The sequence below is a fragment of the Nostoc sp. genome (assembly GCF_036919815.1).
Lineage (GTDB): Bacteria > Cyanobacteriota > Cyanobacteriia > Cyanobacteriales > Nostocaceae > Nostoc.
The window spans coordinates 33,476-47,068 of the sequence record NZ_JBALCE010000012.1; the positions used below are offsets into that span (position 1 = coordinate 33,476).

Genomic DNA, 13,593 nt, shown 5'->3' on the forward strand with positions numbered 1-13,593 from the left:
GCTAGCTGTTATCTTCACTCTTCATGGGGTTCAAAGTCTGATTTTTGGGTACCGCAAGTGGGACATGACCAATTCTCTGGTAAATCTTCAAAAGGTGTTCCCGGTGCTATGTCGCTATCTGGATCGCCTACTTCTGGGTCATATTCATAGCCGCAAACAGTACATATGTACTTTTCCATGCTCGTTTCCTCTAGTAAATTATTGGCATTGCTTCACTATTAAATACTTTTGCCAGTGAGTCAAAATAGGCACGCTACAATTCTTAAACGAGACTACGCATGAAAATCATCAAATCAAACCGCAACGCGAGAGTCATTAGTCCTTGAGTTACCACGCCCACTTTTTAACGTGGTTTGAATTAGTCCTAATCATTAGTTTTTTCACCCACCCTTCGGCAAGCTCAGGGCATCGCCAAGGGCGAGGTATCTACCAAAAACTCTTGTATCTTAGACTAATGACTAATACTTCTCTACGAGAGGCTGCGCCAACGACGCCGCTCAGTACAAGTGACCAATGACTAATGACTTCTTCATAAATCAGATTAAAAACGCCACCATCTCCTTTGGACATAACTGATAATCGCGATCGCGATCGCCCCAAGTAGCAATAGCCAAATAATTCCCCCTGGAATAAAAGTCAGAATACCAAAGCCTCTCAGTACCCAGATGGCGACGCTAATGCCGAGAAGGATACCAAAAATCTGGATTAATCTACGATTTAAAAAAGATTGATTCACCTAGTTTTCCTCTCAACTCAACAGAGATTACACATAAAATATGAAGTTACGATGAAGTTGTCGTTTCATCAGAAATAATACGTAAAAATCGAGAGATGCTATCCAAACCTTGGGGTAAGGTGCTTGATATTAGGTCGTGTTTGTGCAATTCTAGCCGTTAACAACTCAGTTTTTCATCTCCAAATATTGCTCTGATCAAATTCACTTAAGCATTGATTGTGTTAATTGTGATCACAAAGACAGCATTTATAGTAAAGTCTCTGAAATAATTACCAAAAATCACCGTTTCCAGAAAAGATAAGTATTAGATTGGAACTAGAATTTAGTGGGTTGGATCTAAATCAAGTTTTATGGCTTGTGGTTTCAACTCCATTTAGGTGGATGAGTTGAGGAGTAACTTAAATCTTATGTCTGCATCTTATATATCAGACTCAATTATTGCAGGTTCAGATATGGCTTGGAGTCAAGACAAGCAAAGGTTGCTGGTACAGGGTGAAATTTTGGTAGAAACGCGATCGCACAAGACGTGGGGTGGCGCTGTGACAGCGTGGATGTATTTGCCGATGGTGCGATCGCAAGTCTGGCAGCAATTAACTGATTACCCTCGTTGGGTACAATATTTTCCTGACATCACCAAAAGCGAAGTTTTGCATAAAGGCGACGGCAAACATTTATATCAAGTAGCACAAAAAGCCTTTATGTTTTTCACAGCTCAAGTTGAAATTTATCTCAACGTCGTAGAAGTACTAGGTCAACAAATCCAATTTCGCATGGAGAAAGGGACTTTTCTGGACTTTACAGCCAACTTGGAGCTTGAAGATTGTGGTAATGGGACTCTACTAGCTTACAGTGTAGAGGCTACGCCTAATATCCCCATACCTTCAATTTTTATTCAACAAGCTATGAACTTTGAGTTACCTACGAATATGCGTAAAATGCGACAAGTTATGTGTAAGAATCAATAAAATGGAAAACTTCATCCTGTATCTAGCTTCCCTCTCCTTTATAAGGACAGGGATTGAGGGTGAGGTAAGCCAGGGACATAAATTGTATGTTATTTAATTCTTATTCTTTACAACTTCTTATTTAGTGTTTAAATAGGAAATCGATTCAGGTAATCGTTGCGGATACTTAGATTTGTAGGTTGGGTTGAACGCAGTGAAACCCAACAAAACCCTGAAAATGTTGGGTTACCCTACGGGAAGCGAGCTACGTTCCTCAACCCAACCTACATCAGAGTAATTTTTTAGGCTTAACCTACGCAGTATTGCTACAACTTCTTATTTAGTGTTTAAATACGAAATCGATTTCATGAATCGATTATGAATCGATTCGGGTAATCGTTGCGGATACTTAGAAAAATAGAAAATTTTTAATGAAATAAAATTGATGATTCCAGTCAAACGTATCTCCCATTGCTCAATTAAGGGGAGTGTTTTAGCATACTCCTTAAACAACTGTTGGACTCGCGTTTGACTTGTTCCATTTGTAGAATCATCAAAAGTTTTCGTTCCTGGATAATATCGATAATTTCCCCAAGTTTCATTAAAATATTTGACATGAGCTACTCTAACTGCTTTCAGTAGGAAATCTACATCCATTGCATAATGTTCTTCAACTTTGTAGACTCCAATTTTTTGATGCAAAGATTTGTGGTAGAAGTAAGCGGATGGATTTAAAGGAAAACTAGTATCAATCATTCCGTCATCATTAATTTGCTTTTCCATTAATAAATCAACTGTCCGTAGTCGTTTAGGTTTATTAATCTGAATTAACTTGTCTCGATGATCCCACTTATGACAATTGCCAACAATCAAGCTAGGTTCTGGTAGAGTTTTAAAGAGTTCCGATATGCGGCTAATAACCTTTGGTTCATAGAAATCATCAACGTTTAAAATGCCTATAATCGATCCTTGTGCCATAGAAATTCCTTTATTCATCGCATCTGATTGTCCCTGATCTTTTTCAGAAATCCAGTGAATGTGGGGATGTTGATTGGCGTAATCTTTGATAATATCTATTGTTTTGTCGGTTGAGCCGCCATCGACAATGATATGCTCGACTTCTGCAAAATTTTGGTTGATGACATTCTGAAGGCAGGATTCTATAAATTTCTCACCGTTATAAACTGGTGTAATTACACTAATCATTAGTTATCACCTCGTAAAATGGGCTGGAGACTGGGAAAGAGTTTTTCTAATTCCCAATTCCTTTGATGAACATAATTTATGATTCCCACTTTCCTCTAAATAATTCAAAAACCCGCTCTCTGTTAGAAAACGGGTTTTTGTGTGTGATTTATGAAGTGTAATTATCCAGTAAATACCTCGACTGGTAAACGGCTAAAGGACAACCTTTCATTCTGCACATCTACAAAGATGGTGTCGCCGTCGTTGAATTCGCCGCGCAAGATACCTTTAGCAATTTGAGTTTCTAACTCTCGCTGAATGGCTCGTTTCAGTGGACGCGCTCCATATACTGGGTCATATCCTACTTCTGCTAAAAAGTCAAGTGCAATATCCGAAAGTCTCAAGGATATTTTGCGTTGGCGAAGCCCACTGGAGGTATCGCCCAGTCTTTGGCGTAGTCTCTCAACTTGCAATAGCACAATTTGCCGCAATTCCTTCTTATCCAAACCGTGAAAGATGATGATTTCGTCAACTCGGTTCAGAAACTCTGGACGGAAGCTATTTCGCATCGCTTCCATGACTCGACGCTGCATTTCGTCGTAGTGGGCGTTATCCCCGGCGACATCAAGAATGTACTGCGAACCGATGTTGCTGGTCATGATGATAATAGCGTTCTTGAAGTCCACCTTATGACCTTGGGCATCAGTGACGCGACCATCATCGAGAATTTGCAAGAAGATATTGAATACATCGGGGTGTGCTTTCTCGATTTCGTCGAAGAGAATCACTGAGTAAGGACGACGCCGAATTGCTTCTGTAAGTTGTCCGCCTTCTTCGTAACCTACGTATCCTGGAGGCGCACCGATTAAACGAGAGACGGCGTGTTTTTCCATATACTCAGACATATCGATTCGCACCAGCGCATCTTCGCTATCGAACATATACCCCGCCAGCGCTTTCGCCAATTCCGTTTTACCCACACCCGTAGGCCCAAGGAAAATAAAGCTAGCGATGGGACGATTAGGATCAGCCAGTCCAGCCCGCGATCGCTGAATTGCATCCGCTACAGCTGTGACTGCTTCTTCTTGTCCAATCACGCGCCGGTGCAGTTCATCTTCTAAATGCAGCAGTTTTTCTTTCTCAGATTCCACCAACTTGCTAATCGGAATCCCTGTCCATTTAGAAATAATTTCGGCAATATCAGCTTCTGTGACTTCTTCCCGTAATAGTGATTTACCCGTTTTTTGAGTATTTGCCAATTCAGCTTCTACTGCTTCCAATTGACGATGCAAACTGGTTAAGTTACCGTATTTCAACTCCGCAGCGCGGTTCAGATCGTAGTCGCGTTCTGCTTGCTGAATCTCTAAGTTAACCCGTTCCATCTCTTTTTTAACGGACTGAATTTTGTCAATGATATCTTTTTCTGATTGCCATTGAGTATTCAGTGTTCTTTGTTCTTCTTTGAGATCAGCAATTTCTTTTTCCAGTCTTTCTAGACGTTCACGAGAAGCTGCATCACTTTCTTTTTGCAGCGATAGCTTCTCCATTTCCAATTGCAGAATTTTGCGATCGATTTCGTCAAGTTCTTCTGGTTTAGAGGTAATCTCCATTTTCAGTCTCGCGGCGGCTTCGTCTACCAAATCAATGGCTTTATCTGGTAAGAAGCGATCGCTAATATATCGACTCGACAATACGGCTGCGGCAACTAAAGCACTATCAGAAATCTTTACCCCGTGGTGGTTTTCATAACGTTCTCTCAACCCGCGCAAAATCGAAATACTATCTTCTACACTGGGCTGATCCACATAAACTTGCTGGAAGCGTCTTTCCAGTGCGGCATCTTTTTCAATATATTTGCGGTATTCATCTAACGTTGTCGCCCCAATACAACGCAATTCTCCCCGCGCCAACATCGGTTTTAACAAATTACCCGCATCCATCGCGCCTTGGGTTGCACCAGCGCCGACAACGGTGTGAATTTCATCAATAAATAAAACAATCTTGCCGCCAGATTCGGTAACTTCTTTTAATACTGCTTTCAGGCGTTCTTCAAATTCACCCCGGAATTTTGCCCCGGCAATCAAAGCACCCATATCTAAAGCGATTAGCTTGCGATCTTTGAGAGATTGAGGTACATCCCCTGCAATAATGCGCTGTGCTAATCCTTCAGCGATCGCAGTTTTACCAACACCTGGTTCACCAATTAACACCGGGTTATTCTTAGTGCGGCGTGATAAAATTTGGATAGTGCGGCGAATCTCATCATCCCGCCCAATCACTGGATCGAGTTGACCTTTACGGGCGGCTTCTGTGAGGTCACGCCCGTATTTTTCCAGTGCTTCGTATTTGCCTTCTGGATTTTGGTCGGTCACTTTTTGGCTCCCCCGAATTTGTTTAATAATATTTTTTAGTTTGCCTTCGTCTAAACCAAATTCTTGGAATAAACCTTTACCAAAGCGGTCATCTTTAGCGTAAGCCAGCAATAAGTGTTCAATTGAAATATATTCGTCTTGAAACTCTTTGCGATACGCATCTGCTCGATCTAGAAGTGTATCCAAGCTGCGTCCTAAGTATACTGAACTGCTAGTACCGGATACTTTCGGTTGACGTTGGAAAAATTGTTCAGTGCGATCGCGCAGTTTTTGAAGATTAACACCTGTTTTAGTAAAGATAACGTTGGCTAGTCCATCTTGTTCTAACAGCGCTTTCAGCAGATGTTCGCTTTCTATCTGCTGTTGTTGATATTGTTTAACAATATCCTGAGTATGGGCGATCGCTTCCCAGGCTTTTTCTGTAAATTGGTTAGGATTAGTAGGTTGCATAGGCTTTTTCAGGAATGTAGAGGCGCAACGACTGATGCCAGGCTACCACCAGAACACCAAGTCAAGAAAATTTCTGTTCTCAATAGATATTGTAAGAACAGGAGAGCGATCGCCTAGATCGGTGTTCACATCTTGTGGAAGTGGTATTTTCCCCTAATCCTAATTTCCTATTTGCGATTCTCAAGCTTTTAGCCATGTACTGAGATGCTTCGCTGTGCCAACTATGAGAGCAAAAGACCCTTTTAAAACATTCTCTGATAAAAAAATTTTGCTGGATGTTTTGCAACTGGGCAATCTTACAGTTTGGCTAGATGAACCCGACTGACGAGAACAGGTGGAGGAAGCATTTAAGCAAGGTACATCGGTTTCATTGATAGCGCCTCCTGATGCAAGAGGAGATTTAAAGTTAGCAATGTTGAGTTTGACATTGGAACCAATGTAAGTTGAGTTTTTGCAGGTTCATGCGGTAGTCGAGGGTTTGCAGAGCTATTGCGAGGCAGAGAGGTATTGCAGTAACTAATGGCTACAAAAAACTATTAAAATTTATGTATATTTACTAGGCAAATGATTGAATTAATGTTATGATTTAAAGCTACTTATTTTCTTTTCTATGATTAGGATTCTGAGTTAAGAACTTCTCTTAGCGAATAACTCAAATAAGTACAGACCTTTGATGATTTACACTTTATTGGCTAAATACTAAATAGTAGATAGAAATAATGGCATCCTTTGAAAATATGTGGGATAAATTTCTAACTTACGATAATTTTCTGCTGGCTTGGCAAAGAACAGTAAATGTAACTAGCCGTATGATTATTGATGAGTTGGGGTTTCAAATATTTGCCTTTAATCTTGAAGCTAATCTAAAAGATTTAATCAGGCAAGTATAAGCAGAAGATTTTCCCTATACACCGCTAGCAGATCATAAAGTGTATGTTCCAAAATCGATTCAAGTGGCTCGTCGTTTTTGGGTAGAAGCGGGTTGGCATCCCCCCCAGTCAGATTCACGTCAAGAATAAGAGATAAATGCCCTTTCGCTATATCGACTCACGGCTAAGTTCCCACCAAATCCCCGACTTACTCCAAACAAACTATTTTCGTCGCCGAACTCATTAATTATCGTTAAAGATTAGTTCAGAGGCTTGGCAGTAGTCACAATGATAGTTGGTTCGTTGTGCGATCGCAGTGTAATACCGATTCACAAACTCTCTTGCTCTATCAATGCGGCTGTTCGGGCTGTTGCTGCTCTTAATTCAGCCTCAACCAAAGTATCTAACTCTGCTTGTTGTTCTGGTGGTAATGCTTGCCCCTGATCTCGTGCCAACCGCCATAAACTCATCAATTCCGATAACCGTTTTTGTTGTTTAGCGCTAAAAAACGGGTCAGGGCTAAAGTTTTGGATGACAAGCAGTGCGCTGAACTCCGTTTCACCCAACTGAGTAGTTAACGCATCTAGGGCTTGCCCCGCAGTTTGGCCAACAGAGTGCTTATCCCCTGCAATGGCGCGATAAGTTTTTTCACCATCAGCATCAAAGATTGGCAAGATTGCTACTGTTGTCATACTTCCAGTTTGGAATCCTTTGCCTCAAATTATAGCTCTACGCGAACAACCCCTGAGCAAGCGATTGAAAATTGTAAAAAGCGATTATAGGAAATTCATACTTGCTTTATAAATTAGTTTTTACTTAAAGGGTGTTACCAGATTGAGTTTGATTAGTGGATGCTGAAAATGATTGACCCCTACGACTTTGAAGATGATAACTTTGACTTTGAGGATGAGGATTTCTTGAAAATAAAACCCATCAGCCAAATGACTGAAGGGGAAAAGCTACATCGGTTTAAGCGGTTCTTCGACAGCAGCAGCCGCGCTATGTTGCAAGACTGTCTATTTCGCATCGTCAATTACGAAGATGGTACGGGTACGTTAGAAATTCTTTGCCCTAATGAAGTTGTAAGGCAACGACTTTCCAAGAAAAAGCGCAAAATTACCAATAACATCAACACCTGCTGGAGCCATATCAGATGGTTTTCGCTATGTGTCCAGCAAGATAGTGAGTTGCATTGTCACAAGTTTACCCGTAATGGTGATTTAGTTCGATCTTAGCTGGGGACTAGGGAAGCAGAGGAGAGACAATTGAGTAATGACAAAAAAACAAAAATTTCCTTACCTAGTTGGTTCTAAGTGGACTGCACAGCAAAAAGTTGATGGCTGGCGGCACTTCCAAGTTGTCAACCGTAAAAATCAGGCTAAGTGGGTTTACGCCGAAATGGTTGCTGCTTGTGATCCGAAAGTCCGTTTCTGGATAAATGCCAAATTATTACAAGATAACTCCCAGTGGCAACCTGGCTGGCAAACATTACAGGAAATCCACGAACTTGAAACTGAGGTGTCCTAATTACTTTAATCCGCACAGCCGAAAAATTTTAACAAAATCGCGTAATTCCCCTTGTTCACAGTTTCTGACTGGGAATGCCCATCAGTGGGCTGCTGCCTCTTATTTAGTAATTTAATAATTTTTTACAAAATTCAGAGTAACTTACTCTCAAGCAGCAATTAAAGGATCTTCGCTAGCGACTGAAAACTGCCAATTTATCTGCGATACCTTCTCTACGAGACGCTACGCGAACGGTGAGCTACGCTAACCCAAATTCCAATAGTATTTCCAGCATTAGGCTTGCGTATACCTCTCTTTGCCCTTGACTCTGCGCCCCAATGCCCTGAAAACACATCAGCTAATTCTATGAAAACCATTCAAAAAAGCCAATTAGAGCTTTTTTTATTTTGTAACTATTTTTATAAAAATAACTAATAAAAAGCTTTTATTCACTATTTTTAGAGCTATTAAAGTCTTTGAGCTTGATAAAACCCCAAATACACATAATTAATCTGTAAATCATGATATTAGACCGTTTTACAGATTCAGAGCCACTTTCTTTTCTATGTAATTTGCCCAATAATGACATCAACAGACCTCACGCATCGCCATCTTCAGCACAGGTGAAGGCAAATGTTTGAGCCACAAGTTTGACAAAAAGCTATCAGAGGCAAACAACAGTGAAACTAGCAGTCTACGGAAAAGGTGGTATCGGCAAATCTACAACTAGCTGTAACATATCAGTCGCCCTAGCTAAACGTGGCAAGAAAGTGCTGCAAATTGGCTGCGACCCCAAACATGACAGCACCTTCACCCTGACTGGGTTTTTGATTCCCACAATTATCGACACCCTTCAAGAAAAGGACTATCACTACGAAGATGTCTGGCCGGAAGATGTGATTTACAAAGGCTACGGTGGTGTTGATTGCGTAGAAGCTGGTGGACCACCTGCGGGTGCTGGGTGCGGCGGCTACGTAGTCGGTGAGACCGTAAAATTACTTAAGGAACTCAACGCCTTTGATGAATACGATATAATTCTTTTTGACGTTCTGGGTGACGTAGTTTGCGGTGGTTTTGCTGCACCACTCAACTATGCAGATTACTGCCTGATCGTTACAGACAACGGCTTTGATGCTTTGTTTGCTGCTAACCGCATTGCGGCTTCAGTCCGCGAAAAAGCCCGAACTCACCCACTACGTTTAGCTGGGTTAATTGGCAACCGCACCTCCAAACGCGACTTGATTGAAAAATATATAGAAGCTGTGCCCATGCCAGTTCTAGAAGTTTTACCTTTGATTGAAGATATCCGTGTTTCCCGTGTGAAAGGGAAAACTTTGTTTGAAATGGCAGAGCAAGATCCTTCCCTAGAGTACGTTTGCGACTACTATCTCAGCATCGCCGACCAAATTTTGGCGCGTCCTGAAGGTGTTGTACCTAACGACACACCAGATCGGGAATTGTTCTCTTTGTTATCTGATTTTTATTTAAATCCGGGTAAACCCCAGGTTCCTAAATCAGAAGAGGAACTAGACTTGATGATTGTATAAATCACCAAGTTCTCAGGATGGGGGCAATAATATGGCTTTCTTTCACAGCTTTACGGATTCATTAAAGCAAAAGTGGTTGCAATTTTTCCAGAACAATCGAGACTGGATTACCCTGCACATGCAAGTGGAATCAGTGTACACCCCTGATGGCGGGAAGCGACCACCTTCTTACCTCATCCTGGGAGTAGTTAACGCCCTAGAGCCAAAGCTAGCGCAGTTAATGTTGCCCTTTGCCAAACTTAATCCTGATGCCGATACCCTAATTGAGGTGCTGGATTTGCATTTTGACCCAGATTTCGCTCTCGGTAATCGCTTTGCCATCAACCCAGAACCGGAAAAATACGGAGATGATTCAGCAGTTGTCATTGACGAAAAGCCGGAAGATGAAATATTGACACATTCTCATACAAATGGCTTTGGGTCGGTGCCGGTAGTTGAAGAGTTCGCAATCGTGGATTCCGATGATCAAATCCTGAGGATGATCGAGTTGGAGGAAACCGAAAATGCCTTTGGCGATATTTCCTTATCCAACGAACACGACTCAAAAGATGAGTCTCTCCAAATCTCTAGTCTAGAAGCAGATGAGTTTGGGGAAATTGCCTTCGATACAACAGCTGCAATGGAAATAAAGCTGGATGACGACGAGGCGCTTGAAGAGAGTCCATTAGATGAGAATGCGTTTAAAGACGTGTTGTCAGATGTCTGGGGTGAGCAAATAGCTTTGCAAAAGGCTGAAGAAAGTAACGATTTCTTAGGGGAAGAACTGCCAGCAGGCGTTTTTGATGAATCAGAAATTGCCCGTCTCTTCCCCAACGCTTAATTATTGCCGTTCCTCGGAATTTTAAGTTTTAGATTTGGGACTTTCCTGCGGAACGCTACGCGAACGGCTACGCTCAGTCGAACGATTTTGGATTAGGAATTAGGGAAATTGTCGTCAGACATAGGTTACTTTTGTTGTCCCAGTCTTCAATCCAAAATTGTCAATCTAAAATCTAAAATTGCTTGATCTGCTATTAAATATCAAGGGGAGAAAAAACAAAAATGACTGTCGCTCAACAACCGGAAGCTTTAAACTTTGAATGTGAAACTGGGAATTACCATACCTTTTGCCCAATTAGCTGCGTGGCGTGGTTATACCAAAAAATTGAAGATAGCTTCTTTTTGGTGATTGGGACAAAAACTTGTGGCTACTTCCTGCAAAACGCGATGGGAGTGATGATTTTTGCTGAACCTCGCTATGCAATGGCAGAGTTGGAAGAGGGCGATATTTCGGCACAATTGAATGATTATGAAGAGTTAAAACGGTTGTGCTTGCAGATTAAACGCGATCGCAATCCGAGTGTAATTGTCTGGATTGGCACTTGCACTACCGAAATTATTAAAACAGATTTGGAAGGCTTGGCACCGAAGCTGGAATCTGAAATTGGGATTCCCATCGTTGTAGCGCGTGCAAATGGTCTAGATTACGCCTTCACCCAAGGAGAAGACACCGTATTAGCTGCAATGGCTAACCGTTGCCCTGATAAGGCTCCTGTGGCGGAAACAGAGAAAAATGAACGTAATGCGATCGCAAAATTGCTCAACTTTGGTAAGAAGAAAGAAGATGTCGCCCAAGATGAGTCTGAGTACGTAAATCACACACCACTGGTTCTCTTTGGCTCCCTTCCCGACCCCGTAGTTACTCAGTTAACCTTGGAACTGAAGAAACAAGGCATCAAAGTTTCCGGCTGGCTACCCGCGAAGCGCTTCACTGAACTGCCAGTATTGGAAGAAGGGTATTATGTCGCTGGTGTCAACCCTTTCCTCAGCCGCACAGCTACCACCTTAATGCGTCGCCGCAAGTGTAAACTCATTGGCGCACCCTTCCCCATTGGCCCCGATGGCACCCGCGCTTGGATTGAGAAAATCTGCTCGGTGTTCGGTATTACTCCGAAGGGTTTGGATGAACGGGAAGCACAAATTTGGGCAGGTTTGGAAGATTATGTGAAACTGATTCGCGGTAAGTCTGTATTCTTCATGGGTGATAACTTGCTGGAAGTTTCCCAAGCAAGATTTTTAATCCGGTGTGGGATGACGGTTCACGAAATCGGCATTCCCTACATGGATAAGCGCTATCAAGCTGCTGAGTTGGCATTACTGGAGAAAACTTGCCAGGAAATGAATTCACCTCTGCCAAGGATTGTAGAGAAGCCGGATAATTACAATCAACTTCAGCGAATTTATGCGTTGAAACCAGATTTGGTAATTACTGGTATGGCTCACGCTAACCCGTTGGAAGCACGCGGTATTAATACTAAGTGGTCTGTGGAGTTCACTTTTGCTCAAATTCACGGTTTTACGAATGCGCGTGACTTGTTAGAGTTGGTGACTCGTCCGTTGCGTCGGAATAATAATTTGAAAGATTTGGGTTGGGATAAGTTGGTGAGGGAAGAAGCGAAGATTTAGATTTGGGTTTGAATTGAGCAACAGCATATGATAAAGGCGAACCCAAAAAGTTCGCCTTTTTTGTCTCACAGAGGCGCAAAATAAAAGCTACTAAAAATAGTTACAATCAGGTAGGTATGGCTGAATAGACAGGATAATTGAGGAGATGATCTGATGCCCGAAATTTGTCGTTTTTTAGGGATTATCATTACTATGTACTATAACGACCATCCGCCCCCTCATTTCCATGTCCGCTACAATCAGCAAAAGGCAATTATTGATATAGAAACCTTATCAATTTTAGAAGGTAAACTCACTCCTAGAGTTCTTGGTTTAGTAATTGAATGGGCAGCTATGCATAAATCAGAACTTAGAGAAAACTGGCAACTGGCAAGACAAAATAATCCCTTAGAAACAATTCAACCATTAGAGTGAATTATGCTTAAAGATATTATAGAAGTTATTCCTCACGATAACTATCAACTCTATTTGAAGTTTGAAGACGGAAAAGAAGGTATTGTTGATGTTAACCAGTTAATCGAATTTACAGGAGTTTTTGCACCTTTAAAAGATTTCAACTATTTTAAAACTGTTAAAATTAATAGTGAATGGGGAACAATTCACTGGGATAATGGCGCAGATTTAGACCCAGATGTTCTTTATTCTGTGGTTACTAACCAATCTATTCCCACATATAGAAATCTAGAGGAATATGAAAAAAGTTGGAGTTAAAACAGAAGCAATTCCAGAAGTCGGTGATTTATTAAAGCCTAAGAAATCTTTTCCAGAAACTAAATTAGATGATGTAGCGGGCTGCTTAAAATATCAAGGAAAACCTAAAACTCTTGAGGATATGGATAATGCGATTCGCCAAGGTGTAGAGGAATCGTGATTTAAAAGTAGAAAACTGGCTCAAACCTGATTAAAAAAGCTAACAAGTTTCTATTCCCTAACTCCAGAACTCACCATGACTCAAAAAACCTATCAACTCCCCCTAACCTTCGAGCAAATTCTTAATCTTGTCCGACAACTTCCCGCACAAGAACAAGAAAAACTTATTCAAGAAAGAAAGAAAACTTCTTCAAATAATAAAGATGAAGATTTACTTAGTGTTTTTGACAGAATCGGCAGAAATGCTCAAGCCAAAGGATTAACTGAAGAAACTCTAGAAGAATTACTCGCCGACGAATCATAAACTAATTGTCATTTCAAATTCAACACCCAAAGCGGTGCTGACTTCGAGAATTTCTACAAAACTGGCAACTGGCAAGACAAAATAATCCCTTAGAAACAATTCAACCATTATAGTGAATTATGCTTAAAGATATTATAGAAGTTATTCCTCAGGATAACTATCAACTCTATTTGAAGTTTGAAGACGGAAAAGAAGGTATTGTTGATGTTAACCAGTTAATCGAATTTACAGGAATTTTTGCACATTTAAAAGATTTCAACTATTTTAAACCTGTTAAAATTAATAGTGAATGGGGAACAATTCACTGGGATAATGGCGCAGATTTAGACCCAGATGTTCTTTATTCTGTGGTTACTAACCAATCT

Annotated in this window: 16 protein-coding genes and 1 pseudogene; 12 read left to right on the top strand and 5 right to left on the bottom strand. The window is 41.1% G+C overall.

Going from position 1 to position 13,593, the window contains the following annotated elements; genetic code table 11:
* Positions 1-14 precede the first annotated feature (14 nt).
* Both rd and V7K15_RS04185 read right to left on the bottom strand, forming a co-directional pair.
* Positions 15-179, bottom strand: coding sequence for a rubredoxin (gene rd / locus V7K15_RS04180; RefSeq protein ID WP_334903274.1), 165 nt, complete (start codon positions 177-179; stop codon positions 15-17).
* Between the two features lie 362 nt (positions 180-541).
* Entirely contained in the window at positions 542-736 is a 195-nt protein-coding gene (locus V7K15_RS04185; protein WP_334903276.1) for a hypothetical protein, read from the bottom strand.
* 407 nt (positions 737-1,143) lie between these two features.
* On the opposite strand from V7K15_RS04185, the gene V7K15_RS04190 reads away from it, so the two are divergent.
* Positions 1,144-1,701: an SRPBCC family protein gene (locus V7K15_RS04190; RefSeq protein WP_334903278.1), complete on the top strand. Its 558-nt coding sequence runs from the start codon at positions 1,144-1,146 to the stop codon at positions 1,699-1,701.
* A 315-nt stretch (positions 1,702-2,016) separates the two neighbouring features.
* On the opposite strand, the gene V7K15_RS04195 is transcribed toward V7K15_RS04190, so the two are convergent.
* Both V7K15_RS04195 and clpB read right to left on the bottom strand, forming a co-directional pair.
* Complete coding sequence (locus V7K15_RS04195) at positions 2,017-2,886, bottom strand: glycosyltransferase family 2 protein (protein WP_334903280.1); 870 nt, start codon at positions 2,884-2,886, stop codon at positions 2,017-2,019.
* A 161-nt stretch (positions 2,887-3,047) separates the two neighbouring features.
* Complete coding sequence (gene clpB / locus V7K15_RS04200) at positions 3,048-5,687, bottom strand: ATP-dependent chaperone ClpB (protein WP_334903282.1); 2,640 nt, start codon at positions 5,685-5,687, stop codon at positions 3,048-3,050.
* Between the two features lie 719 nt (positions 5,688-6,406).
* Here clpB and V7K15_RS04205 point away from each other — a divergent pair.
* A complete protein-coding gene (locus tag V7K15_RS04205) occupies positions 6,407-6,577 on the top strand; it encodes a hypothetical protein (protein ID WP_334903284.1) in 171 nt (56 codons plus the stop codon).
* 308 nt (positions 6,578-6,885) lie between these two features.
* Here V7K15_RS04205 and V7K15_RS04210 read toward each other — a convergent pair whose 3' ends face one another.
* Entirely contained in the window at positions 6,886-7,248 is a 363-nt protein-coding gene (locus V7K15_RS04210) for a hypothetical protein (RefSeq protein WP_334903286.1), read from the bottom strand.
* A 168-nt stretch (positions 7,249-7,416) separates the two neighbouring features.
* Here V7K15_RS04210 and V7K15_RS04215 point away from each other — a divergent pair, with 168 nt between their 5' ends.
* The 10 genes and pseudogenes from V7K15_RS04215 to V7K15_RS04260 all read left to right on the top strand — a co-directional run.
* Positions 7,417-7,791, top strand: a complete 375-nt coding sequence (locus V7K15_RS04215; protein ID WP_334903288.1) for a hypothetical protein — start codon at positions 7,417-7,419, stop codon at positions 7,789-7,791.
* A 37-nt stretch (positions 7,792-7,828) separates the two neighbouring features.
* The gene (locus V7K15_RS04220; protein ID WP_334903290.1) at positions 7,829-8,083 is read left to right on the top strand and encodes a TIGR02450 family Trp-rich protein; all 255 of its coding nucleotides are present in this window, start codon (positions 7,829-7,831) and stop codon (positions 8,081-8,083) included.
* Positions 8,084-8,742: 659 nt separating this feature from the next.
* Entirely contained in the window at positions 8,743-9,609 is an 867-nt protein-coding gene (bchL, locus tag V7K15_RS04225) for a ferredoxin:protochlorophyllide reductase (ATP-dependent) iron-sulfur ATP-binding protein (RefSeq protein WP_334903292.1), read from the top strand.
* Between the two features lie 31 nt (positions 9,610-9,640).
* The gene (locus V7K15_RS04230) at positions 9,641-10,429 is read left to right on the top strand and encodes a DUF5331 domain-containing protein (protein WP_334903294.1); all 789 of its coding nucleotides are present in this window, start codon (positions 9,641-9,643) and stop codon (positions 10,427-10,429) included.
* A 221-nt stretch (positions 10,430-10,650) separates the two neighbouring features.
* The gene (locus V7K15_RS04235; protein ID WP_334903296.1) at positions 10,651-12,054 is read left to right on the top strand and encodes a ferredoxin:protochlorophyllide reductase (ATP-dependent) subunit N; all 1,404 of its coding nucleotides are present in this window, start codon (positions 10,651-10,653) and stop codon (positions 12,052-12,054) included.
* 153 nt (positions 12,055-12,207) lie between these two features.
* Positions 12,208-12,468, top strand: a complete 261-nt coding sequence (locus V7K15_RS04240) for a DUF4160 domain-containing protein (RefSeq protein ID WP_334903298.1) — start codon at positions 12,208-12,210, stop codon at positions 12,466-12,468.
* 3 nt (positions 12,469-12,471) lie between these two features.
* The gene (locus tag V7K15_RS04245; protein ID WP_334903300.1) at positions 12,472-12,765 is read left to right on the top strand and encodes a DUF2442 domain-containing protein; all 294 of its coding nucleotides are present in this window, start codon (positions 12,472-12,474) and stop codon (positions 12,763-12,765) included.
* 22 nt (positions 12,766-12,787) lie between these two features.
* Positions 12,788-12,925 (top strand): annotated as a pseudogene (locus tag V7K15_RS04250) (AbrB/MazE/SpoVT family DNA-binding domain-containing protein); the annotation flags it as partial.
* 75 nt (positions 12,926-13,000) lie between these two features.
* Entirely contained in the window at positions 13,001-13,228 is a 228-nt protein-coding gene (locus tag V7K15_RS04255; RefSeq protein ID WP_334903302.1) for a hypothetical protein, read from the top strand.
* A gap of 119 nt (positions 13,229-13,347) precedes the next feature.
* Positions 13,348-13,593 (top strand): DUF2442 domain-containing protein (locus tag V7K15_RS04260; RefSeq protein ID WP_334903304.1); only part of this gene is annotated, 246 nt, incomplete at its 3' end.

What these genes read in the sequence shown, in the direction of transcription:
- V7K15_RS04215 (WP_334903288.1), top strand. Translation starts at nt 7,417, where the DNA reads ATGATTGACCCCTACGACTTTGAAGATGATAACTTTGACTTTGAGGAT.
- V7K15_RS04220 (WP_334903290.1), top strand. Translation starts at nt 7,829, where the DNA reads ATGACAAAAAAACAAAAATTTCCTTACCTAGTTGGTTCTAAGTGGACT.
- V7K15_RS04235 (WP_334903296.1), top strand. Translation starts at nt 10,651, where the DNA reads ATGACTGTCGCTCAACAACCGGAAGCTTTAAACTTTGAATGTGAAACT.
- V7K15_RS04205 (WP_334903284.1), top strand. Translation starts at nt 6,407, where the DNA reads ATGGCATCCTTTGAAAATATGTGGGATAAATTTCTAACTTACGATAAT.
- V7K15_RS04255 (WP_334903302.1), top strand. Translation starts at nt 13,001, where the DNA reads ATGACTCAAAAAACCTATCAACTCCCCCTAACCTTCGAGCAAATTCTT.
- V7K15_RS04240 (WP_334903298.1), top strand. Translation starts at nt 12,208, where the DNA reads ATGCCCGAAATTTGTCGTTTTTTAGGGATTATCATTACTATGTACTAT.
- rd (WP_334903274.1), bottom strand. Translation starts at nt 179, where the DNA reads ATGGAAAAGTACATATGTACTGTTTGCGGCTATGAATATGACCCAGAA.
- V7K15_RS04210 (WP_334903286.1), bottom strand. Translation starts at nt 7,248, where the DNA reads ATGACAACAGTAGCAATCTTGCCAATCTTTGATGCTGATGGTGAAAAA.
- V7K15_RS04190 (WP_334903278.1), top strand. Translation starts at nt 1,144, where the DNA reads ATGTCTGCATCTTATATATCAGACTCAATTATTGCAGGTTCAGATATG.
- V7K15_RS04195 (WP_334903280.1), bottom strand. Translation starts at nt 2,886, where the DNA reads ATGATTAGTGTAATTACACCAGTTTATAACGGTGAGAAATTTATAGAA.
- V7K15_RS04245 (WP_334903300.1), top strand. Translation starts at nt 12,472, where the DNA reads ATGCTTAAAGATATTATAGAAGTTATTCCTCACGATAACTATCAACTC.
- V7K15_RS04230 (WP_334903294.1), top strand. Translation starts at nt 9,641, where the DNA reads ATGGCTTTCTTTCACAGCTTTACGGATTCATTAAAGCAAAAGTGGTTG.
- clpB (WP_334903282.1), bottom strand. Translation starts at nt 5,687, where the DNA reads ATGCAACCTACTAATCCTAACCAATTTACAGAAAAAGCCTGGGAAGCG.